The organism is Stenotrophomonas sp. AC248, from assembly GCF_979258185.1.
Genome location: NZ_OZ409840.1, coordinates 3,617,050 through 3,642,730, shown reverse-complemented (window position 1 = coordinate 3,642,730; position 25,681 = coordinate 3,617,050). Strand labels below are relative to the sequence as shown.

21 protein-coding genes are annotated in these 25,681 nt (G+C 68.3%); 6 read left to right on the top strand and 15 right to left on the bottom strand.

Features of this window, described 5'->3' with window-relative positions; all coding sequences use genetic code 11:
* Positions 1-5: 5 nt before the first annotated feature.
* A complete protein-coding gene (locus ACZ0AE_RS16425) occupies positions 6-1,298 on the top strand; it encodes an O-antigen ligase family protein (protein WP_463601630.1) in 1,293 nt (430 codons plus the stop codon).
* 145 nt (positions 1,299-1,443) lie between these two features.
* Positions 1,444-1,899: an REP-associated tyrosine transposase gene (locus tag ACZ0AE_RS16420; protein ID WP_463601629.1), complete on the top strand. Its 456-nt coding sequence runs from the start codon at positions 1,444-1,446 to the stop codon at positions 1,897-1,899.
* 135 nt (positions 1,900-2,034) lie between these two features.
* Here ACZ0AE_RS16420 and ACZ0AE_RS16415 read toward each other — a convergent pair whose 3' ends face one another.
* On the bottom strand, positions 2,035-2,955 hold the full coding sequence (locus tag ACZ0AE_RS16415; protein WP_038686370.1) for an LpxL/LpxP family Kdo(2)-lipid IV(A) lauroyl/palmitoleoyl acyltransferase: 921 nt from the start codon (positions 2,953-2,955) through the stop codon (positions 2,035-2,037).
* 86 nt (positions 2,956-3,041) lie between these two features.
* On the opposite strand from ACZ0AE_RS16415, the gene waaA reads away from it, so the two are divergent.
* Entirely contained in the window at positions 3,042-4,340 is a 1,299-nt protein-coding gene (gene waaA / locus ACZ0AE_RS16410; protein WP_447595582.1) for a lipid IV(A) 3-deoxy-D-manno-octulosonic acid transferase, read from the top strand.
* 21 nt (positions 4,341-4,361) lie between these two features.
* On the opposite strand, the gene mgtE is transcribed toward waaA, so the two are convergent.
* From mgtE to ACZ0AE_RS16385, 5 genes are all read right to left on the bottom strand, one after another.
* Positions 4,362-5,744 carry a magnesium transporter gene (mgtE, locus tag ACZ0AE_RS16405; protein ID WP_463601628.1) on the bottom strand — a complete coding sequence of 461 codons (1,383 nt, stop codon included), beginning with the start codon at positions 5,742-5,744 and terminating at the stop codon, positions 4,362-4,364.
* A 121-nt stretch (positions 5,745-5,865) separates the two neighbouring features.
* Complete coding sequence (locus ACZ0AE_RS16400) at positions 5,866-6,534, bottom strand: hypothetical protein (protein ID WP_463601627.1); 669 nt, start codon at positions 6,532-6,534, stop codon at positions 5,866-5,868.
* Between the two features lie 544 nt (positions 6,535-7,078).
* On the bottom strand, positions 7,079-8,440 hold the full coding sequence (locus tag ACZ0AE_RS16395; RefSeq protein WP_447595576.1) for a TolC family outer membrane protein: 1,362 nt from the start codon (positions 8,438-8,440) through the stop codon (positions 7,079-7,081).
* Positions 8,441-8,456: 16 nt separating this feature from the next.
* Complete coding sequence (locus tag ACZ0AE_RS16390) at positions 8,457-9,104, bottom strand: protein-L-isoaspartate O-methyltransferase family protein (RefSeq protein ID WP_038686379.1); 648 nt, start codon at positions 9,102-9,104, stop codon at positions 8,457-8,459.
* Between the two features lie 138 nt (positions 9,105-9,242).
* Complete coding sequence (locus ACZ0AE_RS16385) at positions 9,243-9,914, bottom strand: TetR/AcrR family transcriptional regulator (RefSeq protein WP_038686381.1); 672 nt, start codon at positions 9,912-9,914, stop codon at positions 9,243-9,245.
* Positions 9,915-10,039: 125 nt separating this feature from the next.
* Here ACZ0AE_RS16385 and ACZ0AE_RS16380 point away from each other — a divergent pair, with 125 nt between their 5' ends.
* Genes ACZ0AE_RS16380 through ACZ0AE_RS16370 form a run of 3 tightly spaced genes read left to right on the top strand, consistent with a single transcriptional unit; the run spans position 10,040 to position 15,496 of the window.
* The gene (locus ACZ0AE_RS16380; RefSeq protein ID WP_038686382.1) at positions 10,040-11,170 is read left to right on the top strand and encodes an efflux RND transporter periplasmic adaptor subunit; all 1,131 of its coding nucleotides are present in this window, start codon (positions 10,040-10,042) and stop codon (positions 11,168-11,170) included.
* 3 nt (positions 11,171-11,173) lie between these two features.
* Positions 11,174-14,344 carry an efflux RND transporter permease subunit gene (locus tag ACZ0AE_RS16375; RefSeq protein ID WP_463601626.1) on the top strand — a complete coding sequence of 1,057 codons (3,171 nt, stop codon included), beginning with the start codon at positions 11,174-11,176 and terminating at the stop codon, positions 14,342-14,344.
* A 6-nt stretch (positions 14,345-14,350) separates the two neighbouring features.
* Positions 14,351-15,496 (top strand): hypothetical protein, encoded by a 1,146-nt coding sequence (locus tag ACZ0AE_RS16370; protein WP_463601625.1) that lies wholly within the window; start codon positions 14,351-14,353, stop codon positions 15,494-15,496.
* A 68-nt stretch (positions 15,497-15,564) separates the two neighbouring features.
* Here ACZ0AE_RS16370 and gdhA read toward each other — a convergent pair whose 3' ends face one another.
* The 9 genes from gdhA to ilvG form a co-directional block, all read right to left on the bottom strand.
* Entirely contained in the window at positions 15,565-16,908 is a 1,344-nt protein-coding gene (gene gdhA / locus ACZ0AE_RS16365; protein ID WP_463601624.1) for an NADP-specific glutamate dehydrogenase, read from the bottom strand.
* Between the two features lie 110 nt (positions 16,909-17,018).
* A complete protein-coding gene (gene leuB / locus ACZ0AE_RS16360; RefSeq protein WP_463601623.1) occupies positions 17,019-18,080 on the bottom strand; it encodes a 3-isopropylmalate dehydrogenase in 1,062 nt (353 codons plus the stop codon).
* Positions 18,070-18,648, bottom strand: coding sequence for a 3-isopropylmalate dehydratase small subunit (gene leuD / locus ACZ0AE_RS16355; protein ID WP_038686391.1), 579 nt, complete (start codon positions 18,646-18,648; stop codon positions 18,070-18,072). The genes leuB and leuD overlap by 11 nt, the downstream gene beginning before the upstream one ends.
* On the bottom strand, positions 18,648-20,069 hold the full coding sequence (leuC, locus tag ACZ0AE_RS16350; RefSeq protein WP_463601622.1) for a 3-isopropylmalate dehydratase large subunit: 1,422 nt from the start codon (positions 20,067-20,069) through the stop codon (positions 18,648-18,650). Before leuC ends, leuD begins: the two co-directional genes overlap by 1 nt.
* Before the next feature lie 34 nt (positions 20,070-20,103).
* Entirely contained in the window at positions 20,104-20,889 is a 786-nt protein-coding gene (locus ACZ0AE_RS16345) for a methyltransferase domain-containing protein (RefSeq protein ID WP_463601621.1), read from the bottom strand.
* A 9-nt stretch (positions 20,890-20,898) separates the two neighbouring features.
* On the bottom strand, positions 20,899-22,452 hold the full coding sequence (locus ACZ0AE_RS16340; RefSeq protein WP_425598293.1) for a 2-isopropylmalate synthase: 1,554 nt from the start codon (positions 22,450-22,452) through the stop codon (positions 20,899-20,901).
* Positions 22,449-23,546, bottom strand: a complete 1,098-nt coding sequence (locus ACZ0AE_RS16335) for a threonine dehydratase (protein ID WP_463601620.1) — start codon at positions 23,544-23,546, stop codon at positions 22,449-22,451. The genes ACZ0AE_RS16340 and ACZ0AE_RS16335 overlap by 4 nt, the downstream gene beginning before the upstream one ends.
* A gap of 150 nt (positions 23,547-23,696) precedes the next feature.
* A complete protein-coding gene (locus ACZ0AE_RS16330) occupies positions 23,697-23,951 on the bottom strand; it encodes an ACT domain-containing protein (protein ID WP_463601619.1) in 255 nt (84 codons plus the stop codon).
* Complete coding sequence (ilvG, locus tag ACZ0AE_RS16325; protein ID WP_038686398.1) at positions 23,935-25,668, bottom strand: acetolactate synthase 2 catalytic subunit; 1,734 nt, start codon at positions 25,666-25,668, stop codon at positions 23,935-23,937. The genes ACZ0AE_RS16330 and ilvG overlap by 17 nt, the downstream gene beginning before the upstream one ends.
* Positions 25,669-25,681 lie beyond the last annotated feature (13 nt).

Below are 25,681 nucleotides of genomic sequence, written 5' to 3'. Positions count from 1 at the left end.
TGCTTGTGCCCGGCTCTCCGGCGTCCCGCGCCGGTCGCTGGGCGCCGTGGTGGGTGCTGGCGTTCGTGGCGCTGTGGCCGTTGCCTGGCATCGCCGAAAGCGTGCTGGTGCTGGGCGCGCTGTATGCCGCCGTGCGCATGGTGCAGCTGCGCATGCAGGGCAAACAGCACCTGCTGAGCAGCCCGGCATGGGCGCTGACCAGCATCCTGTTCCTGGGCTACTGGCTGCCGCAGGCCTTTTCCGCCTTCGATGCGATCGACCCGGCGACGGCCTGGCGCAAGACCGCGGCCGGCCTTCGCTATCTGCCCTTCATGTGGCTGGTGGCGATTGCCGTGGCCACCCCGCAGCGGCGGCGTCTGACGCTGGGCGGCATCGCGCTGATCACCGCGGTGTGGACCGCCGATGCGCTGGCCCAGGCCGCCTTCGGCAGCAGTGCGTTGTTCTGGTCGCTGGACCAGCTCAAGCAGCTGGTGAGCGGGCACGGCCTGTGCAACGCCGCTGAAGTGGCTGCCGTGGACCGGCTCAGCGGCGTGCTGGGGCCGTGCAACCTGAAATTTGGCCAGGTCCTGGCCAGCCTCTCCCCGTTCCCGCTGTTTGCCGCCGCGCGACGCGGCGGACTGTGGGGCTGGGGCGTGGCCGCTGCCGCAGTGGGCGTGGTGCTGGTGCTGGCGGGCTCGCGTGCTGCGTGGCTCACCTATGCGCTGGTCGTGGCGTACTCCGGCTGGCGCCTGCTCGGCGCGCGCGCGTTGATCGGGTGTCTGGCCATCGGGTTGGTGGCCGCGGTAGCGATCGGATTCGGCTCCAGCCAGGTGCGTGAGCGCGTTTCGCGCACCGCGATGGCGTGGGAGGGCGACGGCGACGGCGTCAACCAGGCGTTGTCCGGGCGCGCGCAGATCTGGGCAGCGGCCGGCTGCATGATTGCCGACCACCCCGTCAACGGTGTGGGCGCGCGCGGCTTCCGCGATGCGTACCCGGGTTGCAACCCCGCACCGCAGGCGCAGGAAGTGTGGGGCGAAGGCCCGGCGCTGCACGCGCACCAGATCGTGCTGGAAATCCTCGCTGAAACCGGCGTACTGGGCCTGCTGCTGTGGCTGGCTGCCGCCGCCCAGGCCTGGCGCGCGTGGCGTTTCGCGCCGCTGCCAGCCCGCGAACGCGCCCGCCCGGCCATGCTGGCGCTGGCGGTCACCGTGTTCCCGCTCAACACCCACCTGGCGTTCTATTCCACCTTCTGGGGCGGGCTCACCCTGCTGCTGGCCGCGCTGTATGCCGGCAGCCTGTTGGCGCGGGACGACGGGTAGAGCCGCCCCATGGGTGGCTGATTGGGAATCTGGCGTTGCGCGCAGCCACCCATGGGGTGGCTCTACCCGTAGATGGCGGCATACCGACCCACACGCGCGCCATCCACCGATGGGCACCACGCCCCGTCCCACGCACCCTCGTGCGATGACCAGCCCACGCCTCCAACGCGGCCGCTACTCGCATCCGGGCTATTGCTACGCGCTCACCACCACCACGCACGGCAGGCGCAGATGGTTCGAAGATCCTCTCAATGCAGAGGTAATCATCGACACGCTGCGCTACATGGATCGTTGCGGGGTCAGCCGTACGTTGGCCTGGGTGGTCATGCCGGACCACGTGCATTGGTTGATCCGGCTGCGGCAAGACACGTTGGCGCGTTGCATGCTGCTGTTCAAATCACGCAGCAGCCGATTGTTGAATGAACGTCTGCGGCGAAAGGGGAGGGTCTGGCAGTACGGATACTTTGACCACGCCGTGAGGACGGAGGAATCCTTGCGCCGGCAAGCGTTGTATATCCTCGCCAACCCGGTACGCGCGGGTTTGGCCACTGCATTGGGTGAGTACCCGTATGCGTGGTCGCGCTGGCCAATGGAGGGGTAGAGCCACCCCATGGGTGGCTGTTCGCGGTCCGGCACCACGCAGCCACCCATGGGGTGGCTCTACCGGCGGAATTTGTGCAGCCACCCATGGGGTGGCTCTACCGGCGGAATTTGTGCAGCCACCCATGGGGTGGCTCTACCGGTAATAATCGCTGCGGCCGCCGGGCTGGCGCTTGAAGCGGCGGTGGATCCACAGGTACTGATCCGGTGCTTCGCGCACCATCGCTTCGATGGCCTGGTTGACGCGTGCGGTATCGGCTTCCACATCCTCGCTGGGGAAATTCTCCAGCGGCGCGCCGATCTTGAGGAAGTACCGGCCGCCTTCGCGGCGATGGAAATACGGCACCACCGCGCAACCGGTCATGCGGGACAACTGGTGGGTGGCGGTGATGGTGGCGGCGGTGTGCCCGAAGAACGGCACGAACACGGTGTCCTTGCCGCGCATGTCCTGGTCCGGGGCGTACCACAGGAACCCGCCCTTCTTCAGGTGGCGCACGGTGGCGCGGATGTCCTCGTTGGCATACATCGCCTTGGCATAGCGCAGCCGGCCGAACTTCACCGCCCATTCGTACACCGGGTTGCGGTGCTTGCGGTACATGCCCGACAGATCCACGTGGTCGCACAACAGGCGCCCGCACATCTCCAGCGTCATGAAGTGGCCCGAGACCAGCAGCACGCCGCGGCCTTCGGCCTGCAGGCGCTGCAGGTGCTCCAGCCCTTCGATCTGCACCTGCGGGCGGATGCTGTCGATGCTGCCCCACCAGGCCCGGGCGAACTCGAAGATGCCCACGCCCAGGGCGTCGAAGCTGTCGCGCAGCAGGCGCTGCCGCCAGGCTTCGTCCTTTTCCGGGAAACATAGGCGCAGGTTGACCTCGGCCGCGCGCCGGCGGCTGCCGGCCAGGCGGTAGGCCACGGTGCCCACGCCGCGGCCCAGCGCGCGCTGCAGCATCCAGGGCAGCCGGGCCACGCCGAAGGCGGCGAACATGACGGCGAACATCGGCCAGTTGCGCGGGTCGCGCAGGGACGGGCGGGTGGCGGTGGAAGCGTTATCTGACATGGATTGGATTCTAATGGATGCATCCCGGCAGGCCCATCACGGCGGTGCGGGATGCCTTCCCCGCGCCGCTCCCGTATCCTCTGCGCATGCGCAAAAGCCCTGTCGAATGGATCCTGCGCGGCCTGTACTCGGCCGTGTTGTACCTGTTGCTGCCGATCACCGTGTACCACCTGGTCTGGCGCGGGTTCCGGGTGCGTGAGTACTTCCGCCGCTGGGACGAGCGTTACGCCTCCTATCCGCATCCCAGCGGGCAGCCGCGGGTGTGGCTGCACGCGGTGTCGGTGGGCGAGGTCAACGCCGCCGCACCGCTGGTCAATGCCCTGCGTACGTTGCGCCCGGATATCCGCTGGGTGATCACCACCATCACCCCGACCGGCTCCGAACGCGTACGCGCGCTGTGGGGCGACGCCCTGGACCATGTCTACCTGCCCTACGATGTGCCGGGCAGCGTCGGCCGCTTCCTCGGCCACTTCAAGCCCAGCCTGGCGCTGATCCTGGAAACCGAGCTGTGGCCGAACATGCTGTTCGGCTGCCGGGACCGGGGCATTCCGGTGTACATCCTCAACGCGCGGCTGTCGGCACGCTCGCTGCGCGGGTATCGCCTGCTGCGGGCGTTGATCGGGCGCGCACTGCGCACGGTGACCTGCGTGGCCGCGCAGTCGCAGGACGATGCGGAGCGCTTCATCCAGCTGGGTGCGCGTCCCGAGCAGGTGCAGGCGCTGGGCAACCTGAAGTTCGATATCGCCGCACCCAACGTGCAGGCCTTCGTGGCCCAGTTCCATGCGCTGGTGCCGGGTGATCGCCCGGTGTGGATCGCCGCCAGCACCCATGAAGGCGAAGAGCAGGCCACCATCGACCTGCACCGCCGCCTGCGCGAGGCACTGCCGGGCCTGCTGCTGTTGTGGGCGCCGCGCCATCCCGAGCGCTTCCCGCGGGTGGAGGCACTGGCCCGCGAGCAGGGCTGGAAGGTGGCCACGCGCCGCCAGCAGCAGTGGCCGCAGGCCGACACCGACGTGTTCGTGATCGACACGCTGGGCGAGCTGATGTCCTTCTACGGCTGTGCGCAGGTCGCCTTCGTCGGCGGCAGCCTGCAGGCGATCGGCGGTCACAACCTGCTGGAACCGGCGGCCATGGGGACCGCCTCGGTGACCGGCCCGCACCTGCACAACTTCGCCGAGATCTCCCGGCGCATGCGCGAGGCCGGTGCGGTGGTGATCGCCGACGATGCACAGGGCGTGGGCGATGCACTGTTGACCCTGCTGCGCGATCCGCAGGCGCGCGAAGACATGGCCCGCGCCGGCTGCATGCTGGTCAGCAATGGACGCGGCGCGCTCGACCGCACCGTGGCGCTCATCGCCCCGCACCTGCCGCCGCCAGTGGCGTGAGCTCCGGCAGCAGCAGGCCGCTTATGCCGCTGCCACCAGCAGGTCGCCCAGGAACAGGTAGGCGAAGCCGAAGTAGATGAACACGCCGATCAGATCCATGATCGAGGTGATCATCGGCGACGACAGCGTGGCCGGGTCGGTGCCGATACGGCGCGCCGCAAACGGCAGCAGCGCGCCGATGATGCCGCCCAGCGCGGTGCACACAAGCATGCTGGAGCCGACCACCAGCAGCACGTCCATGCCCACGCCCTTGCTGAAGTACGCCAGGACGGCTTCCAGCACGGCGATGGTGACGCCCAGGCCGGCGGCCACCGGCAGCTCGCGCCGCACCACGAACCACACGTCGCGCCAGCTCAGCTTCAACTCGCCCAGCGCCATGCTGCGGATCACCAGCGTGGCCGACTGGCTGCCGGTGTTGCCGCCCATGTCCACGATCGGGGCGATGAACGCGGCGAGCACGATCACCTGCGACAGCAGCGCCTCCTGCGCGGCCACGAAGGTGCTGGTGAGGATGCCGAAGCCGGTCAGGATCGCCAGCCAGAACACGCGCACCCGGAACATCTGCTTCAGCGGCGTGGTGCGTACATCCAGGTCGTTGCCCTGCGCGCTCACCGTGCCGCCGAAGCGCGCCAGTTGCGCGGCATCCTGTTGCTTCTCGATGTCCATCGCATCGTCGACGGTGACGATGCCGATCATGCGCCCGTCGGCATGGGTGACCGGCAGCGCCAGCAGGTCGTAGCGGCGGATCAGTTCGGCGGCCTGCAGCTGCGGCCAGTAGGCATCGGCGGTGGTGGGCGGGCTGCGCATGATCGATTCGATCGGCGCGCGGCCGTCGGCCAGCACCAGGTCGCGCAGGGAGACGCTGCCGTGCAGGCGCTGGTCGCGGTCGAGCACGAAGATGATGTCGATGGTCTCCTTGTCCAGCGCGGTATGGCGCAGGTGGGCGATGGCGTCGCCCACCGTCATCTGCGGGGCCAGGCAGGCGTAGTCGGAGGTAGTCACCGCGCCCACGGTGCCCTCGGGGTAGGCCGCCATGCGCAGCAGGTCATCGCGCTCGACCTTGGCCAGCGCGGGCAGCAGGTGCTGGCGTGCCGCATCATCGAGGCGGTGGTAGAGGTCGGCGCGGTCGTCGGACGGCAAGTGCTCGAACAGCGTTACCACGGCGTCGCGTGGCATCACAGTGAGCAGTGCGTCCTGCGCACCGTCGGGAAAGTGGGCGAACAGCTCGGCACGTGCGGGTGCTGGCAACAGCATCAGCAGGCCCAGGGTGGCCTCAGTGCCGAACAGATCGAGCGCTTCGACCAGATCCAGTGCATGCGTGGTGCTGGCGATGCTGGCAAAGGCAGCGGCATCGCGTGAGCGGATCAGGGTGCGGATCGAGAACAGAAGGTCTTCGCGGTTCATGGAATTCTCCAGCAGGTAGCAATGGGGCAGGCCGCAGCGGGCATCGGGAGCGACGCTGGCGCGGCAGGGCGGTCGGTGGACGAAGTGACGCGGTGCGACAGGCGACGCGCGCAACCGCGGCTCAGGGCAGGGCGGCGAGATTGAAGCCCAACGTCAGCCACTGCCCGTTGGGGTGGTGATGCACGCGCCCGGCGAGCAGGTCCACGCTGGCGCCGGGCCACAGCAGCCGGCGCACGCCGATCTGGCTGCTGCGCTGGCGGTCGGCATCGCGCGCGCTTTCGGCCAGCAGTGACCAGTCGCGGTGCAGCGCGACCTCGATGCCGACGCCGCTGGTGCGCCCCTGCCCGTGTGCGTGGCGGGCCCAGCCCAGGTTGAGGTGCAGCTGCACCCGGTCCTGCGCATCCAGCGCGACGGTCAGCGGAACCGTGAGGTTCCAGTCATCGCCGCGCGGTCGGTGCGTGGTGCCGCCCAGGCCGGCGCTGGCGGCCAGGCCCCAGCGTCGCTCCTTCGGCTCGACCAGCACGCGCTTGGCGCCCATGGCCCACTGCGTGGCGGGCTGGCCCGGCAGGCGGGTCAGGCCGAGCGACCATTCGGTATCGGCCACGGTGCAGGCCGGCACGGCGGTCCATTCCTGGCCGTCGCGGGTATGCCGCACCCAGCTTTCGAGCTGGCAGTGGCGTGGATCGGTGATGCTGGCATCGTCCACCAGCAGGCTGGCGGCGGCGCGGGTATCGAGGGGAAGCACGGCCGCGCTCAACAACAGCGGGACCAGTACACGGCACTGGTGCATGGGCAATCTCCAGGCAATCGGAAACGCCAGCGGCACCCTCGTCGGGGTCGTTGGAAACGGCGATGCAGGTGATGCGAGGCGGGCGCATCATGCGATGCGCGGGCAAGCCCCGTCCTGTGCGGACGGAGCCAACCTTGGGGTCAGCGGGTCCGTCGGCTCAGGAGCAGCAACGAGGTCGACTATGACTGTCCAAGGAGGGGTCTCTGGGCGAAGGGAAGGGTGGTGCGGGGCGGACGTTAGAGCGTGGCGATGGCACGGTCAAGCGCATTTCGGCGATCTATACCAAGGTATCGCGGCGCTATGCCGGTGCACGCCCGGAAACGTGGAAAACGCCGGTTGTGTGGCGAAATGGCGTGCGGGGGAGGATGCCGCGCATTGACGTGATCGGCTGGCGTGGCGCACCTCGGTAGACCCGCAATGCGTACCCACCGTTGGTGGGTACCTACTTGCGCACCCACCAACGGTGGGGGCCTACGGCGGGCGAAGCGGCAAAAAAAAACCACCCGCATGCGGGTGGTTTTTCATCCAACGCTGTTGCGGCAGATCAGTTGACCTGGGTGCTCGGCGTGGCGGCCGCCTGGGTCAGCAGGCGGTTGATGTCCTGCAGTTCGGCGATGTCCAGCGTGCCAACGGCCTGGCCCAGCTGCAGACGGTTCTGCAGGAAGGTGTAGCGCGCGTTGGCGTAGTCCAGCTGCGCCGAGAACAGGATGCGCTGGTTCTGGATCACGTCCAGCACGGTGCGGGTACCCACTTCCAGGCCCACCTGCGAGGCGTCGTAGGCGCTCTGTGCCGAGACCACGGCCAGGCGGCGCGCTTCCACTTCGCTGATGCCGGCCACCAGGGTCTGGTAGGCATTGCGGGTGTTGCGGTCGAGGGCGCGCTTCTGCTGCTCGTAACCGTCCTGCGCGATGTCGCGCTGGGCCAGTGCCTGGCGCACGCCCGACTGGGTGGCACCGCCGGAGAAGATCGGCACGCTCAGGGTCAGGCCGACGCTGTTGGTGCGCAGGTCGGGGTTGAATGCACCGCCGCTGCCGACGTTGGAATCGCCCCAGGTTGCGCTCTTGCCCCAGCTGCCGCCCAGCGACAGGGTCGGGTAATGGCCACCGCGAGCGGCCGACACGCCGGACTCGGCCGCGCTGACCTTCAGTTCCTGTGCCTTCAGCGCCGGGTTCTGCGCCACCGCTTCACCGACCAGCTGGTCGATCTGGGCGTACTTGGCCGGCAGTTCCGGGCGGAAGTCGGCCGGCAGGGCGCGCAGGTCGGCCACCGGCTGGCCGGTCAACTCGGTCAGCGCCTGGTAGCTGTCGGCCAGGGTGTTCTGCGCGACGATGGTGTTGGCGCGGGCCTGGTCGTACTGGGCGCGCGCTTCATGCACGTCGGTGATCGGGGCCAGGCCCACTTCCAGGCGCTTGTCGGCGAAGTCGAACTGCTTCTTGGCCGCCGCCTCGTTGGTCTGCGCGGCGGTGAGCGATTCGATCGCCACCAGCACGTTGAAGTACGCCGCCGAGGTGCGCACGATCAGGCTGTCGTTGGCCGAATCCAGGGTGAAGTCCGCGGCCTGGCTCAGTTCGCGCTGCGAGCGCAGGTTGGCGAACTGGGTGAAGTTGAACAACGTCTGGGAGCCGTTGATCGTGTAGGTACGACGCTTGGTGGTGGACGTGCCGGTGTTGAAGCCCCGGTCGTCGCTGCGGCTGCGGTTGAGCGCGGCCTCACCATTGAGCTGCGGCAGCAGCGCGGCGCGTGCCTGCACGGCGCCTTCCTTGTCGTACAGACGGGTCGATTCAGCCGCGGACAGCTGCGGGTCGCCATTGCGCGCCATTTCGTAGACCTGCAGCAGGTCGGCGGCAGAGGCGGTCATCGGCAGCAGGGCGGCGGCCAGCGCAATAGCGAGGGATCGGCGGATCATTGCGGCTTCCTTGGACTCAGAGTTGGAACTGGGGCGCCGGAGCGGCACCGCGCAGGTAATCGATATCGGTTTCAAACAGCGACTCGGTGCTGCCGTCGGCCTTGACCAGCACCGCTTCCATCACCGGCGACTGGCCGCGGATGACGAACAGACGGCCACCGGGACGCAGCCACTGGGTGAAACGTGACGGGATGGTGTCCACCGCGGCGGTCACGCAGATCGCGTCGAAGCGGCGCTCGGTTTCCCAGGTCAGGGCATCGGCGGTTTCAATCCGCACGTTGTTGCCCAGGCCGGCGGCATCCAGGCGCGCACGCGCACCGGTAGCCAGTTCCGGCTGGATTTCCAGGCTCAGCACTTCGCGGGCCAGCTCACCCATGCAGGCGCTCAGGAAGCCGCTGCCGGTGCCGATTTCCAGCACTTCGTCGCCCGGCTGCAGATCCAGCGCCTGCAGGGTGCGGCCTTCGATGACCGGCTTCATCATCTTCTGCCCGAAGCCCAGCGGCAGTTCGATGTCGGCATACGCCAGGGCCTTGTGCGATTCAGCGACGAACGCTTCGCGCGGCAGGCGTGCCAGTACATCGAGCACGCGGATCTCCAGCACGTCCCAGGGACGGATCTGCTGTTCAACCATCAGTTCGCGGGCGTGGGAGTAATCGATCGTCATGAGGTTTCTAGTTCCAGCGCAGTGGGCCGGCCATTTTACCGGTGCCGGGAGCCGGCGGCGCGCTGAGAGCATCGCTGCCGTCGCGCCGGGGTCGCAGTGCCGGAAGTCACCGCGACCTCCGGTCCATTCATGTTGTTCTCACGCCGTGGGGCGCGGCGCGTAGGCCCTCAGGAAGAACGCCACGCTGGCGCTCACGTGGGCATCGGCGTCGCAGTCGGCCGGGGTCGGTCGCAGCCCGCACATCATATGCGTATGCAGCTCGCCTTTGATGAGGGTCATCAACTGCAGCGCGGCGGTTTCACAGTCGTCGATCTCCAGCTCGCCACGGGCCACGCGGGCCCGCAGGAACTCGGCCAGGGCGTCGGTGGTGCGTTGCGGGCCGGCCACCCAGAACATCTCGCGCAGGCGGTCGTCGGTTTCCGGGGCCATCATCACCCGCTGCACCGCCACCGCCTCGGCCGAGGTGATCATGCTGAAAAACGCGTGGCCGATGCCCAGCAGCTGGTCGTGCAGCGGCCCTTCGGCGTCGGTGACAAACAGCGCGTCGGGCAGCATGGCGACACAGGTGGACTTCACAGCTTCGGTGAAAAGTGCCTCTTTGTCGCCGAAATGGCTGTAAACAGTCAGCTTCGACACCCCCGCCTGGGCGGCGATGCTGTCCATGCTTACCCCGTTGTAGCCCTGGTCCACGAACAGGGCCTTGGCCGCCTCCAAGATCGCCGCGCGCTTGCCCAGGTCCTTCGGGCGCCCCGGCCCGGAGGCCTTGGCGGCGGGCTTGGCAGGGGCAATAGGGGCGGTCGGATCAGTCATCCAAACAATACTAGACCAATCGGTTCGATATTTATACTATACCGGCTGGTTCACTATTAGCCGTGCTGCAACAGTATGTTGCCGGCGCGAATTTCTCCCGGATTTCTTCTCAGGTCCTGTACCTCATGAAAAGCATGCGTTGGATGGGCGGTGGTTTGCTGGTGGTGCTGCTGGCGGCGTGCGGCAAGCACGATGCCGAGCCGGTGGCGGCCATTCCGGTACTGGTGGTGCATCCGGGCACCGTGGCCGGGCAGGAAGCGGCCGCCTATCCCGGTGAGGTGCATGCCCGCCAGGAGAGCCAACTGTCCTTCCGGGTGGGAGGCAACATGGTCAAGCGCCTGGTCGATGCCGGCCAGCGCGTGCGCAAGGGCGAGCTGCTGGCCGAACTGGACGCGGCCGACTACAGCGCCCAGGCCGCCGCCTCGCAGGCCCAGCTGGCCGCCGCCGATGCCGATCTGGTGCGCGCACGCGACGACCAGAAGCGCTACGCCAAGCTGGCCGAAGACCAGCTGGTGAGCCGCTCGGCGCTGGACCAGCAGACCGCCGCCTTCAAGGCCGCGCAGGGCCAGGCCAACGCCGCCCGCGCCAACCTGGCCGTGGCCCGCAACCAAGCCGATTACGCGCAGCTGCGCGCCCCCGCCGACGGCGTGATCGCCAGCCGCCAGGCCGAAGCCGGGCAGGTGGTGAGCGCGGGGCAGACCGTGTTCACCCTGGCCGCCGATGGCGGACGCGAGGTGCTGATCGCCTTGCCGGAAAGCAGCATCCGCGACTACCAGGTGGGCCAGGCGGTGCAGGTGGAACTGTGGAACCGCCCGGGCCAGCTGCTGCCCGGCACGATCCGCGAGATCGCCCCGGCCGCCGATGCGCAGGCCCGCACCTACGCCACCCGGGTCAGCCTGGCGCCCGAAGCGCTGAGCGAAGTGGAGCTGGGCCAGAGCGCGCGCGTGTTCGCCCGCGCCGGCCGCAGCGGCACCCTGCAGCTGCCGCTGGCGGCGGTGCTGCGTGGCGCTGACGGCACGGCCAGCGTGTGGGTGGTGAACCCGGCCAACGGCGCGCTCAAGGCCACCCCGGTAACGGTGGGTGCCTACGGTGCCGACGCGGTGCCGGTGTTGTCCGGTGTCACCGGCACCGACTGGGTGGTCGCCGCCGGCGGCCACCTGCTGCGCGAGGGCCAGGTGGTGACCCCGGTGGATCGCCAGAACCGCCCGGTGCTGGCACCGGCGGCCGCGCCTGCTGCCGCCGGCAAGGGGCACTGAGCCGTGCGCCGCTTCAATCTTTCTGAATGGGCGTTGAGCAACCGCCCGCTGGTGCTGTTTGCGATGCTCGCGTTCGCGGTCATCGGCGCGTGGTCGTACAAGCACCTGGGCCAGTCCGAGGATCCGCCGTTCACCTTCAAGGCGATGGTGGTGCGCACGATGTGGCCCGGCGCCACCGCCGAGCAGGTCTCGCGGCAGGTTACTGAGCCGATCGAAAAAGCGCTGATGAACACCGGCGAATACGAGTTCATCCGGTCCTACTCGCGTCCGGGCGAATCGCAGGTGATCTTCATGGCGCGCGACAGCCTGCGCTCCAAGCAGATTCCGGACCTGTGGTACCAGGTGCGCAAACGCGTGGGCGACATCCGCGCCACGCTGCCGCGCGAGATCGTCGGGCCGTTCTACAACGATGAGTTCGGCGACACCTTCGGCAACATCTACGCGTTGACCGGCAAGGGCTTCGATTACGCGGTGATGCGCGACTACGCCGACCGCATCCAGCTGGAACTGCAGCGCGTGCCGGACGTCGGCAAGATCGACCTGGTGGGCCTGCAGGACGAGAAGGTCTGGATCGAGTTGTCCAACACCAAGCTGGCCACGCTGGGCGTGTCGCTGCAGCAGGTGCAGCAGGCGCTGGCCGACCAGAACGCGGTCAGTGCCACCAGCTTCTTTGAAACCCCCAGCGACCGCGTGCAGCTGCGCGTGACCGGCCAGTTCGATTCGATCGAGGACATCCGCCGGTTCCCGATCCAGGCCGGCGACCGCACTATCCACCTGGGCGATATCGCGCAGGTCAAACGCGGCTTCGCCGATCCTGCCTCGCCGAAGATGCGCTTCATGGGCGAGGACGCCATCGGCCTGGCCGTGGCGATGAAGGACGGCGGCGACATCCTGAAGCTGGGCGCCACCCTGGACGCCGAGTTCGAGCGCCTGCAGAAGACCCTGCCGGCTGGCATGCAGCTGCGCAAGGTGTCCGACCAGCCGCACGCGGTGGAAGAGTCGGTGGGCGAGTTCGTGCAGGTGCTCACCGAAGCGGTGGTGATCGTGCTGCTGGTCAGCTTCTTCTCGCTGGGCCTGCGCACCGGCCTGGTGGTGGGCGTGACCATTCCGCTGGTGCTGGCGATGACCTTCTTCGTCATGCATTACTTCGGCATCGGCCTGCACAAGATCTCGCTGGGCGCGCTGGTGCTGGCGCTGGGCCTGCTGGTGGACGATGCGATCATCGCGGTGGAGATGATGGCCACCAAGATGGAGCAGGGCTACGACCGCCTGCGCGCGGCGAGTTTCGCCTGGGAATCCACCGCCTTCCCGATGCTCACCGGCACGCTGATCACCGCCGCCGGCTTCCTGCCGATCGCTACCGCGGCATCGAGCACCGGTGAATACACCCGTTCGCTGTTCCAGGTGGTGACCATCGCGCTGGTGGTGTCGTGGATTGCTGCGGTGCTGTTCATTCCGTACCTGGGCGACAAGATGCTGCCGGACCTGTTCAACCGGCAGCCGCCCAAGCCGACCAGCCTGGCCGGGCGCTGGCACGCCCGCCGCCTGCAGTGGGCCGACCGCCACCCGGCGTTCGCGCGCTGGATCAGGCCGACCGAACATGCGCACGACCATGACCCGTACCAGCGGCCGTTCTACACCCGCTTCCGCAGCTTCCTGGATACCTGCCTGCGCCACCGCTGGTGGGTGATCGGCGCCACGATTGCGTTGTTCATTTTCTCGCTGGCGATTTTCCGCTTCGTGCCGCAGCAGTTCTTCCCCGATTCGACCCGGCCCGAGCTGATGGTCGACATCGAGCTGGCCGAAGGTGCATCGCTGGCCTCCACCCAGGCCCAGGCCAGCAAGCTGGAAAAGCTGTTGAAGGGCCGCGAGGGCATCAGCAACTACGTGGCCTACGTCGGCACCGGTTCGCCGCGCTTCTATCTGCCGCTGGACCAGCAGCTGCCGGCCACCAACTTCGCCCAGTTCGTGGTGCTCACCGCCGACGCCAAGGCCCGTGAGTCCACCCGCGACTGGCTGATGAAGGACGTGATCAAGCAGTTCCCCGATGTGCAGATGCGCGTGACCCGCCTGGAGAACGGTCCGCCGGTGGGCTACCCGGTGCAGATGCGCATCTCCGGCGAGCACATCGCGCAGGTGCAGGCCATTGCCCGTCAGGTCGAGGCCAAGGTGCGCGAGAACCCGCACGTGATCAACGTCAACCTGGACTGGAGCGAGCCGAGCAAGGTGGTGCGGCTGGTGATCGACCAGGACCGTGCCCGCGCCTTGGGCGTGAGCAGCGCGCAGGTGAGCCAGTTCCTGAGCAGTTCGCTGTCGGGCATGAGCGTGAGCACCTACCGCGAAGGCAACCGCCAGATCGAGATGCTGCTGCGCGGGCCGGACAACGAGCGCGCCCAGCTGGGCCTGCTCGGCAGCCTGGCCATTCCCACCGCCAGCGGCACCCCGGTGACGCTGTCGCAGGTGGCGCGCCTGGAGTACGCCTTCGAGGACGGCATCATCTGGCACCGCAACCGCCTGCCCACGGTGACCGTGCGCGCCGACATCGGCGATGGCATGCAGCCGCTGGACGTGGTGCAGCAGATCCTGCCCACGCTGGACGGCATCCGTGCACAGCTGCCGTCGGGCTACCTGCTGGAGACCGGCGGTACCGTGGAAGACTCGGCACGCGGGCAGAACTCGATCAAGGCCGGCATGCCGCTGTTCCTGATCGTGGTGGCCACGCTGCTGATGCTGCAGCTGCGCAGCTTCTCGCGTGCGGCCATGGTGCTGGTCACCGCGCCGCTGGGCATCATCGGCGCCACGCTGTTCCTGCTGCTGTTCCGCGCGCCGTTCGGCTTCGTGGCGCTGCTGGGTACCATCGCGCTGGCCGGCATGATCATGCGCAACTCGGTGATCCTGATCGACCAGATCCAGCAGGACATCGACGCCGGGCATGACCGCTGGCACGCCATCATCGACGCCACCGTGCGCCGCTTCCGCCCGATCGTGCTGACCGCGCTGGCCGCGGTGCTGGCGATGATCCCGCTGTCGCGCAGTGCGTTCTATGGCTCGATGGCGATCTCGATCATGGGCGGCTTGATCGTCGGCACCGTGCTGACGTTGGTGTTCCTGCCGGCGCTGTATGCGGCATGGTTCCGGGTGAAGCCGGATGAGGCCAAGACCAGCGAAGGTTGATGGACGATGAAGCCGGCCGATGGCCGGCTTCTTCTTTTCGGCGCGATGGCCTGTCGTCTCGCGGTACTGGCGAGTGCACAATGCACACCGGATTGTCTTCGGCCGCGCATGATGTCGCTTCGTTTTTCCTCTCTGTTCGTTTCTGCTGCGGCCGTTGCCTTGTTGATGGCCGTCGCGCCGCCCGCGCAGGCGAAAACTGCTGCCAGTTTCCAGCGCGATCTCGTCGAACTCCTGGAATGCCGTGCCTCACCGGCGACGGTGGAGGCGGTGACGACGGCGCTGCGGGGCGCACGGTACGGCTCGCCGCAGGAGCGTCCGGCCTATCTGCAGGGCTGGGGCTTCACACGCAGCAGTGACGAGGAGGACATGACGACCTTCATCGACATGCCGGACGCGTTGACGGTGCACGGCATCACAACACGCCGCGTGGTGGCGGATGACAGGGGCTTCTCGATTCCCATCGATGCCGGGCAGCGTGCGCGCATTGTCAGCGAGACCGGACTGCGGCGTCGGTCGAGCACGTTGCGTGAGCCGTTCCAGGTGTGGTCAGCGCCCCCTACAGCCGTCAACACGTCATCGCCCGGCGCGATCGTGGTGAGCAGCGATGGTGAGGGCTATCGGGTGGGATGTGACTACCCGGGTCCGATGCGCGAAGCGCGCATTCCGCCCCGATTGCGCGAGACTGCCACGGCGGATGATATGGGCGCTGCGCTCGAATGTCGGGCGGACGACGCTGCCATGCGGCGCATCGCCAACATGTGGGAGCGTGTCTCGGAACTGTCGCCGCTGGCATGGCCGGACAATGTAAGCGCGGTCGCCGAGCGTGAGTACCATGCCGATGGCCAGGAGATGCCCGTCATGGTCGTCACGCTGGAGCAGCCGGTGGCGTTGAAGGGTCTGCCTGCGCAGTCGCTCGTCCTCGCCTATGGAGGTTACTTCGCGGCGGACATGGGCGATGCGCCGCTGAGGGCGGTGCTCGATGTCACCGGTCTGGGCGCGGCGGATCGGCAGGTAGAGGGGTATTGGAGGCGCGAAGCAACGCGGGAGGCGTCCTCTGGATACACGCGCGTGCGGTCGTTCAGCGTCATACCCACCGACAGCGGCGGGGTGCTGGCCGGCTGCATGACGAGCGACATTCGCTCCGCGCACTGACCGCTGCGGTAAGACACGCCGCAGGGCGCCGCGGATGAACACCGCCGCGCCTCTTCAACGGTCCGCCTTCAGTAAACGCCCTGCGCCAGCATCGCATCGGCCACTTTGACGAAGCCGGCGATATTGGCGCCATCCACGTAGTTCACGCTGCCATCGGCACGCTTGCCGTGGCGCACGCAGTTGGCGTGGATGTCCTTCATGATCCCGTGCAGGCGCTCGTCGACATCGGCGTGATGCCAGGACAGGCGCTGCGCGTTCTGGCTCATTTCCAGCCCCGAGGTGGCCACGCCGCCGGCGTTGCTGGCCTTGCCGGGTGCGTACAGGGTGCCGGACGCGAGGAAGACGTCCACTGCCTCCAGCGTCGAGGGCATGTTGGCGCCTTCGGCCACGCACAGCACGCCGTTGTCGACCAGGGCGCGCGCATCGTCTTCATCCAGTTCGTTCTGGGTGGCGCAGGGCAGGGCGATCTCAGCCGGGATGTGCCAGGGGCGCTTACCGTCCAGGTACTCGAAGCGCTTGTCGTCAGCCAGTTCGGACAGGCAGCCGCGACGTTCGTTGCGCAGTTCCACCACCTCCTGCAACGCCGCTTCATCGAAGCCGTCGCGGGCGTACAGCGTGCCGCCGGAATCGGAGAGCGTGAGCACGTTCGCACCTAGTTCGATGGCCTTGATCGCGGCATGCTGAGCCACGTTGCCGGCGCCGGAAATCAACACCCTGGCGCCATCGGTATCGCGGCGGGCATGGTGCAGCATCTGCTCGACGAAGTAGACCGTGCCGAAGCCGGTCGCCTCCGGACGCATCAGGCTGCCACCGTAGGAGAGCCCCTTCCCGGTGAACACGCAGGAGGCGTCGTTGGTGATCTTCTTCATCATGCCGGTCATGTAGCCGACCTCGCGCGCGCCGACGCCGATATCGCCCGCGGGCACGTCGGTGTCGGCACCGAGGTGGCGGTGCAGTTCCAGCATCAAGGCCTGGCAGAAGCGCATCACTTCGGTGTCGCTGCGGCCCTTGGGATTGAAGTCCGAGCCGCCCTTGCCACCGCCCATCGGCAGGGTGGTGAGCGCGTTCTTCAGGGTCTGCTCGAAGGCAAGGAACTTCAGGATCGACTGGTTGACCGACGGATGAAAGCGCATGCCGCCCTTGAACGGGCCGATCGCCGAGCTGTGCTGCACGCGCCAGCCGCGATTCACATGGATCTTGCCGGCATCATCGGCCCAGGCCACGCGAAACTGGATCACCCGCTCGGGCTCCACCAGCCGCTCCAGCAGGCCATGTTCCAGGTAGCGGGGATTGCGCTCCAGGAACGGCCACAGGCTTTGGATCACTTCTTTGACGGCCTGCAGGAACTCCGGCTGATGCGGATCGCGCTGGGCCACGTGGGTGAGAAAGTCGGCAGAGGAACGAGGGTTCAAAGGCTTTCCTTGTTGGAGGCCGGCCGCTGGCTGCGACGTGGCCGACGGGACAGGGAGGCCATGCGGGATGTAGAAACACGAACGCGGCCTTCAGGCCGCGTTCGTTAGGATCATTGCAGCTTGGCAAGGACCGCGTCGGTTGCTGCGGCGGTACTCACCGCAAAACCCTTGGCGGCGAGATCGGCGGTGAACACGCCGTCATCCAGCACGGCATACACCGCGGCCTCGACCGTAGCAGCCTCTTCGTCCAGCCCCAGTGAATGCCGCAGCAGCATCGCCGCACTGAAGATCGTGGCGTACGGATTGGCAATGCCCTTGCCGGCGATGTCCGGCGCCGAACCGTGGATCGGCTCGTAGATGCCCACTGCGCCGGGCTCGCCCAGCGACGCCGATGGCAGCAGACCGAGCGAGCCGGCCAGCATCGACGCTTCATCGGTGAGGATGTCACCGAACATGTTCTCGGTCACGATCACATCGTATTCGCGCGGCTTGGCCAGCAGGTGCATGGCCATCGAATCGACCAGTTGGTGCTCCAGTGCGACGTCCGGGAACTCTTCGCGGCCGATCCGCGCAGCGACATCGCGCCACAGGCGCGAGGTTTCCAGCACGTTGGCCTTGTCCACCGAGGTGACCTTGCCGCGGCGGGTCCGGGCCAGGCGGAAGGCGGTACGCAGCACGCGTTCGATCTCGCCCACGCTGTAGCTGCACAGGTCGCTGGCGGTGTCGGCGGTGCGGGTCTTCTCACCGAAGTAGATGCCGCCGGTCAGCTCACGCACAACCAGGAAGTCCACGCCCTCCAGCAGTTCGGCCTTGATCGGCGAGGCGCCAAGCGCGGCCGCGTGCGTGCGCACCGGGCGCAGGTTGGCGTACAGACCCAGTGCTTTGCGGATGGCCAGCAGGCCCTGCTCGGGGCGGACCTTGGCATTCGGGTCGGACCACTTCGGGCCGCCGACCGCGCCAAGCAGGATGGCGTCTGCCTTGCGGCAGGCCTCCAGCGTGGTGGCCGGCAGCGGCTCGCCGTGGCGATCGATGGCGATGCCCCCGATATCGTGTTCCTGGAACCCGAAGGTGTGACCGAAACGGATGGCGACGGCCTCCAGCACCGCGACGGCGGCGGCGGCGACTTCCGGACCGATGCCGTCACCCGGCAATACGACAATCTCAGCGTGCATGTTCACTCTCGTAACGTTCAATGTCAGGGGTACGGCCCAACAGATACCCCAATTGGTCCACGCCTTCCAGCAGGCAGGTCTGCGAGAAGCCGTCCAGCGGGAAGGCATACACGCGTCCATCGGGCGTGCGCAGTTCGCGCGCGGCCACGTCGATGGTCAGTTCGTCATCCGGGCGCTGCATCAGGGTCTGCACATCGGCCTCGTCCAGCACGATCGGCAGCAGGCCGTTCTTCAGCGAATTGCCGCGGAAGATATCGGCGATCTCGCTGCTGACGATGGCGCGCAGGCCCAGGTCGGTCAGTGCCCACGGCGCATGCTCACGCGAGGAGCCGCAGCCGAAGTTGCGCCCGGCCAGCAGGATGCTGCGCCCGGCGTTGTGCGGTTGGTTGAAGGCGAATGCCGGGTTCGGCACGCCCTCGCTCTGCCAGCGCCAGTCGTTGAAGGCATGCTTGCCCAGGCCGGCGCGCTCGGTGGTGGACAGGAACCGCGCCGGGATGATCTGGTCGGTGTCGATGTTGGTCTCGCGCAGCACCACGCTGGTCGAGGTCAGGGTACGGAAGCCGCTCATCAGGCCACCTCCTGGGCGGCATACAGTTCACGCGGGTCGGACACCCGGCCGTTCACCGCGGCCCAGGCCGCGGTCATGGGCGAGGCCAGCAGCGTGCGCGAGCCCGGGCCCTGGCGGCCCTCGAAATTGCGGTTGCTGGTGCTCACCGCCAGCTGGCCCGGGGCGACCAGGTCGCCGTTCATGGCGATGCACATAGAGCAGCCCGGCTCGCGCCATTCGGCACCGGCCGCGCGCACGATGGTGTGGATGCCTTCGGCCTCGGCCTGGCGCTTGACGATCTCCGAACCGGGCACCACCAGCATGCGTACCCCATCGGCGACGTGGCGGCCCTGCAGCACCTGCGCCACTTCGCGCATGTCGCTCAGGCGACCGTTGGTGCACGAACCGACAAACACCACGTCCACCGGGGTGCCGGCCAGGGTCTGCCCGGCGTGGAAGTGCATGTAGTCCAGGCCTTTCTGGTCGGCGGCATCGTTGGCCGCCGGGATCGGCTGGTCCACCGCGATCGCCGTGCCGGGGTGGGTGCCCCAGGTCAGGGTGGGGCGGATGTCGGCGGCCTCGATGTGGACCTCCACGTCGAAGCGCGCGCCGGCATCGCTGCGCAGCTGCGACCAGGCGGCCACGGCGGCGTCGAAGTCGGCGCCCTTGGGCCCGCGCGGGGTGTTGGCGACCCAGTCGAAGGTGGTCTGGTCCGGGGCGACCATGCCGGCGCGTGCGCCGGCCTCGATCGACATGTTGCACAACGTCATGCGCTGCTCCATGTCCATCGCCTCGATGGCGCTGCCGCGGAACTCCAGCACGTGGCCGGTGCCGCCATTGACGCCGATCACGCCGATGATGTGCAGCGCCACATCCTTGGCGCCCACGCCCACCGGCAGCACGCCGTCGACGGTGATGGCCATGGTTTTGGCCTTGCGCTGCAGCAGGCACTGGGTCGCCAGTACGTGGCCGACTTCACTGGTGCCGATGCCGAACGCCAGCGCGCCGAACGCACCGTGGGTGGAGGTGTGGCTGTCGCCGCAGACGATGGTCATGCCCGGCTGGGTGAAGCCCTGCTCGGGCGCGATCACGTGCACGATGCCGCGATTGGCCGACTGCAGGTCGAACAGCTCGATGCCATACGCGGCGCAGTTGCGCGCCAGCATCGCCACCTGCGCTTCGGAGGCGGCGCTGGCGTAGGGCAGCTTGCCGTCGGGGCCGGCCGGCAGGGTCGGGGTGGAGTGGTCCATGGTGGCCTTGGTCCGGTCCGGGCGGCGCGGCGCCAGGCCACGCTCGCGCAGTTCGGTGAAGGCCTGCGGCGAGGTCACTTCGTGGATCAGGTGCAGGTCGATGTACAGCACGGCGGGCGCGCTGTCCGATTCGGGCACGACGATGTGGGCGTCCCACAGTTTGTCGTACAGGGTGCGGGGAGCTGGGGTCATGGAATGGCCTTGCTGTGTGCGTGTCAAAGATGGATCAAACAGTGCGCAGGCGCGCGTCGAAGCGCAGCCGCACGTAATCGGCGGTCCACTGGCCGCTCCCGTCGCACTGGGTCGGTTCGAGCAGCGCGACCGCAGCGTCGATGACGTGCTGGCGCTGGGTGGCGTCCAGGCCGGCCAGGAACGGAGGGGCGAAGGTCCGCAGCCAGCCGCGCATGCCGGTGGGCAGTGCGGTGGGACGCACCTGCGACTCCATGTAGCGCACCTGGAAGCCGTGCGCGCGCAGGCGATCGGCATAGTCGTCGGCGGTGGGGAAGTACCACGGGAACGCCGGCACCGCGTGGCCGTTGCTGCACAGGGCGGCCTGCAGCGCGCTGGTGATGGCCACGACGTTGCCGTGCCCGCCCATCTCGGCGACGAAGCGGCCGCCCGGCTTCAACGCGCGGGCAACGCCGGCGATCACCTGGTCGGCGCCGCGCATCCAGTGCAGGGCGGCGTTGCTGAACACCGCATCGAACTGGCGGTCGAAGGTCATGGCATGGGCATCCATGACGTGCGCCTCGATGCCGCGAGCGCGCGCACCGCCGATCAGTTCCGGCGAGGCGTCGACGCCGGTGATGTGCGCGCCGCTGAGGGCCAGGTCGAAGCTCAACACGCCGTCGCCGCAACCCAGGTCGAGGATGCGCTCACCGCGCTGCGGGTCGAGCAGCCGCGCCACCGCGCCGCCGAGCACGGGCACGAAGCCGGCGTCGATGGCGTAGTCGTGGGCGTTCCACGGGTGGGCATCCGTGCCGGGGGTGTCGAAGCTGTCGAAGGCGCTCATGGAAACTCCTTATGCCGCGGCGCTGGCCGCGGGTTGTTCGGCGGTGGCGTTGCGCTGGCGCAGCAGGCGGTTGGCCACGTCCAGCCAGGCCAGTGCGGAGGCTTCGATGATGTCGCGGCTGGTGCCGGTACCTTCGTACTCCACGCCGTCGTGGCGCACGCTCAGGTTGGCCTCGCCACGCGCATCGGCACCGATACCGACGCTGTGTACGTGGTAGCTGTCCAGCATCAGCTGCACGCCGGTGGCTGCCGACAGCGCGCCGAACAGCGCATCCACCGGGCCATCGCCCTGCGAGGTTTCGGCCACGCGGTTGCCGTCCGGGTCGGACAGTTCCACCAGGGCGTTGGCACGGCTGCCCACGTCGCTGATGGTCATCGAGGCCAGGCGGTAGCCGTTCTGGGTGGCGCTGCCCTGCATCAACACCTGCAGGTCGGCGTCGGTGACCACGCGCTGCTGCTCGCACAGTGCCTTGAACTGTTCGAACACGTGCTTCAGTTCGTCCTCGTCCAGCCAGAAGCCCAGCGCACGCAGGCGCTGTTCAACCGCGGCGCGGCCGCTGTGGCGGCCCAGCACCATCTGCGAGGACTCCCAGCCCACGTCTTCCGGACGCATGATCTCGTAGGTGCCACGGTGGCGCAGCATGCCGTGCTGATGGATGCCCGACTCATGCGCGAACGCGTTGGCGCCCACGATCGCCTTGTTGCGCTGGACCGGCATGCCGACCAGACGCTGCAGCAGCTGCGAGGTGGACACGATGCGCGGGGTGTTGATGCGGGTGTCTTCCTCGTAGAAGGCGTTTCGCACCTTCAGCACCATGGCGATCTCTTCCAGCGAGCAGTTGCCGGCGCGCTCGCCGATGCCGTTGATGGTGCACTCCACCTGCCGCGCGCCGCCTTCGATGGCTGCCAGTGAGTTGGCCACGGCCAGGCCCAGGTCGTTGTGGCAATGCGCACTGAAGATGATGCGGTCGCTGTCGGGCACCCCGGCGATCACCCGCTGGAACATGCCGCGGATCTCTTCGGGGGTGGTGAAGCCCACGGTGTCGGGCAGGTTGATGGTGGTGGCACCGGCGGCCACGGCCACGCGGGCTACCTCGATCAGGAAGTCTTCTTCGGTGCGGGTGGCGTCCTCGGCGGAGAACTCCACGTCGTCCACGTAACCGCGGGCCAGGCTGACGTGCTTGTGCACCGATTCCAGCACCTGCTCGCGGCTCATGCGCAGCTTGTGCTCGCGGTGCAGCGGGCTGGTCGACAGGAACAGGTGCAGCCGCGGATGGGCGGCCGCTTCCAGCGCCTTGGCCGAGGTTTCGATGTCGGTCGCCAGGCAGCGCGACAGCACCGCCAGGGTGGTCTGGCGCAGTTCGCGGCCGATCAGCGTCATCGCTTCGCGGTCGGACTGCGAACTGGCCGGGAAGCCGGTTTCGATGATGTCCACGCCCAGCTCGGCCAGGGCGCGGGCCATCACCAGCTTCTGCGGCGGGGTCATGCTGCAGCCGGGGGATTGCTCGCCGTCGCGCAGGGTGGTGTCGAAAATTCTAATGCGGGGGGAGTTGGGCGTGGTCACCAGGAGGTCTCCTCGACAGCGATGTCGGATGGGGTCACAAAGGAAGGGGAAGCGGCGGGAATCTTGGGTGGGGCGAGCGCGGTGGGCAGCGGTAGTCGCGTTCGCTCGCTGGCACGGCGGCGGGGTTTGCGCGGGGGGCGCGGGCGGATGTCGGCCAGCAGCTGGGCCAGCACCATCGCGTCGATGTTGCCGCCGCTGACCACCGCGCACTTGCGCTTGCCGGCCACGCGGCGGCCGGCGGCCAACGCCAGGGCACCGGCGCCCTCGGCGATGACATGTTCTTCCAGGGCCAGCCGCACCAGGGTTTCGCGCAGCTCGGCCTCGCGCACGATCACCACATCGTCCAGCAGCGCGCTGCACAGCTTGCGGGTCAGGAAGCCGGGAATCTTCACCTTGACGCCGTCGGCCAGGGTGGCCACCGGGGTGATCTCCCGGACGTCGCCGCGGATGGCGCGGGCCATCGAGTCGACGCCTTCGACCTGGGCACCGACGATGCGCACGCCCTGCGATTTCAGCGCCAGCGCCACGCCGGAGGCCAGGCCACCGCCGCCGATGGGCACGATCACCACGTCCGGCGCATGCGGCGCCAGTTCGATGCCCAGCGTGCCTTGCCCGGCGATCACGTCGGGGTCGTCGAACGCAGACAGGAAGCGGTAGCCGTGCTGGTCGGCCAGCGCACGCGCGAAGGCGTAGGCCTCGTCGTAGCTGGTGCCGTGCTGGCGCACGGTGGCGCCCCAGTGGGCCACGCCGGCGATCTTGGTGGCCGGTGCGCCGTGCGGCATCACCGTGATGGCCGGAATGTTCAGCCGGTAGGCGGCCCAGGCCACGCCCTGGGCGTGGTTGCCGGCCGAGGCGCAGATCACCGGGCGGTCGTCACCGCGTTCGCGCCCGGCCAGCAGCGCGTTCAATGCGCCGCGCACCTTGTAGGAACCGGTGCGCTGCAGGTTCTCCAGCTTCAGCCAGACCCCGAAACGCTCGGCGTAGTGCAGCGGGGTGGGCGGCAGATAGCGGCGCAGCCGCGCCTGCGCGGCCAGCACGTCGGCGACGCTTACGTCGCCTACGTCCGGTTCCTGCGGGGTACGGCTAGCCGGCATCACGCACCCTGCCATGGTGATCGTCGCGGCGCGGCACGCGCTGCGACGGCGCACGGTGCGACGTCGTGCCTCCTGCACGCGCACCATTTGCACATCCATGTGCTGCGAGAAGAGACCTCCGTACCGGCACCGATGCAACGGTGCGGGCGTTCATGCGGATACTCCGGGTTCGAGCGCGCTGATGCGCACCGAAACACAGTCGTAGATCTTCTCGATCTGGCGGCACAGGGTTTCCGGCGGACGGCTGCTGTCCACCACCATCTGCAGGTGCCAGCGGCCGTGGTCGGCCGCGTTGGGCGCACCGGCGATCGCGCGCGGCGCGAAGCCGCGGCGTTCGGCCATGCCGATCACGCGCAGCAGCGCGCCCTCGGCGGGAACCAGCACCAGGTCAAGCCGGTATTGCATTGGGGAACTCCTGGGACTGATGGGCAGGGTTGCTTTCCAGCATGGTGCTGTTGGCGTTGTTGGGCGGCACCAGCGGCCACACGTTGGCGCGGGCATCGATGGCCACGTGCAGCAACGCCGGGCCCGGCTGGGCCAGCAGCGCGGCCAGGCCACCCTCGACGTCGTCGCGGGCCTCGATACGGGTGGCGGGAATGCCGAACACCTGGGCCAGCGCGGCGAAGTCCGGGTTGTCGGACAGGTCGATCTCGCTGTAACGCTCGGCGAAGAACAGTTCCTGCCACTGGCGCACCATGCCCAGCGAACTGTTGTCCAGCAGCACGATCTTCACCGGCAGGCGGCACCGCGCGATGGTGGCCAGCTCCTGCACGTTCATCATGAAACTGCCATCGCCGGACACCAGCACCACGGTGCGGTCGGGGCAGGCGAACTGCGCACCCATCGCCGCCGGCAGGCCGAAGCCCATGGTGCCCAGTGCGCCGCTGGTCAGGTGGTTACGCGGGTGGTTGAAGCGGCAGTGCTGGGCCACCCACATCTGGTGCTGGCCCACATCGCAGGCAATGATCGCGTCGCTCGGGGCCAGCTCGCTCAGCCGCTTCAGCAGCGCCGGGGCGTAGATGTGCTTGCCCGGTGCATCGTAGCGGGCGGCGAAGCGTTCGCGGTGGCTGCCGCAGCGCTTGCGCCAGGCCTCCTGCGACGCCGGCGTGGTGGCCGCGGCGGTCAATGCACGCAGCGCGCTGCCCACGTTGCCCGGCACGGCGATGTCGGCACTGCGCAGCTTGGAGATCTCATACGCATCGGCGTCGATGTGGATGACCCGCGCGAACGGGGCGAACTCGTTCAACTTGCCGGTGGCGCGGTCGTCGAAGCGCGCGCCGACCACGATCAGCAGGTCGCTTTCCTGCACGGCCATGTTGGCGGCGCGGGTGCCGTGCATGCCCAGCATGCCCAGGTAGTGCGGATGCTGCGGCGGCAGCGCGCCCAGCCCGCGCAGGGTCAGCACGGTGGGGATCGCGCTGGCGTCGACGAAGGCACGGAAGTCCTCCACCGCATCACCCAGCGCAACACCGCCCCCGGCGTAGATCACCGGCTTTTCGGCGGCGGCGATCGCGGCAATGGCCTGCGCCACTGCGTCGTCCTGCGGTGCCGGCGGCGGGCTGACCGTGGCCGGGGTGTGCGCCGGCAGGTGCGAGGCATCGGCGATCTGCACGTCCTTGGGCAGGTCGATCAGCACCGGCCCGGGGCGACCCTCGCGGGCGATGCGGAAGGCTTCGCGGACCACGCGCGGCAGGTCGTCCACCGAGCGCACCAGCCAACTGTGCTTGACGATCGGCATGGTCAGACCGAACACGTCCAGTTCCTGGAACGCGTCGGTGCCCAGCAGCGGAGTGGCGACCTGGCCGGTGATGCAGACCATCGGCACCGAATCCAGCATCGCATCGGCGATGCCGGTGACCAGGTTGGAGGCGCCGGGGCCGGACGTTGCGACACACACGCCGACCTGGCCGCTTGCGCGGGCATAGCCGTTGGCGGCCAGGGCCGCGCCCTGTTCGTGGCGGACCAGGATGTGCTTCAACCCTGAATCCACCAGGGCGTCGTAGAACGGCATGATGGTGCCGCCGGGGTAGCCGAACAGCGTGTGCACGCCCTCGGCTTCCAGGGCCTGCGTCAACCAGCGTGCGCCGTTGCGGGGCGCGGTGCTGTGTGCGGAGGTATTCATGCGGTGACCTTTA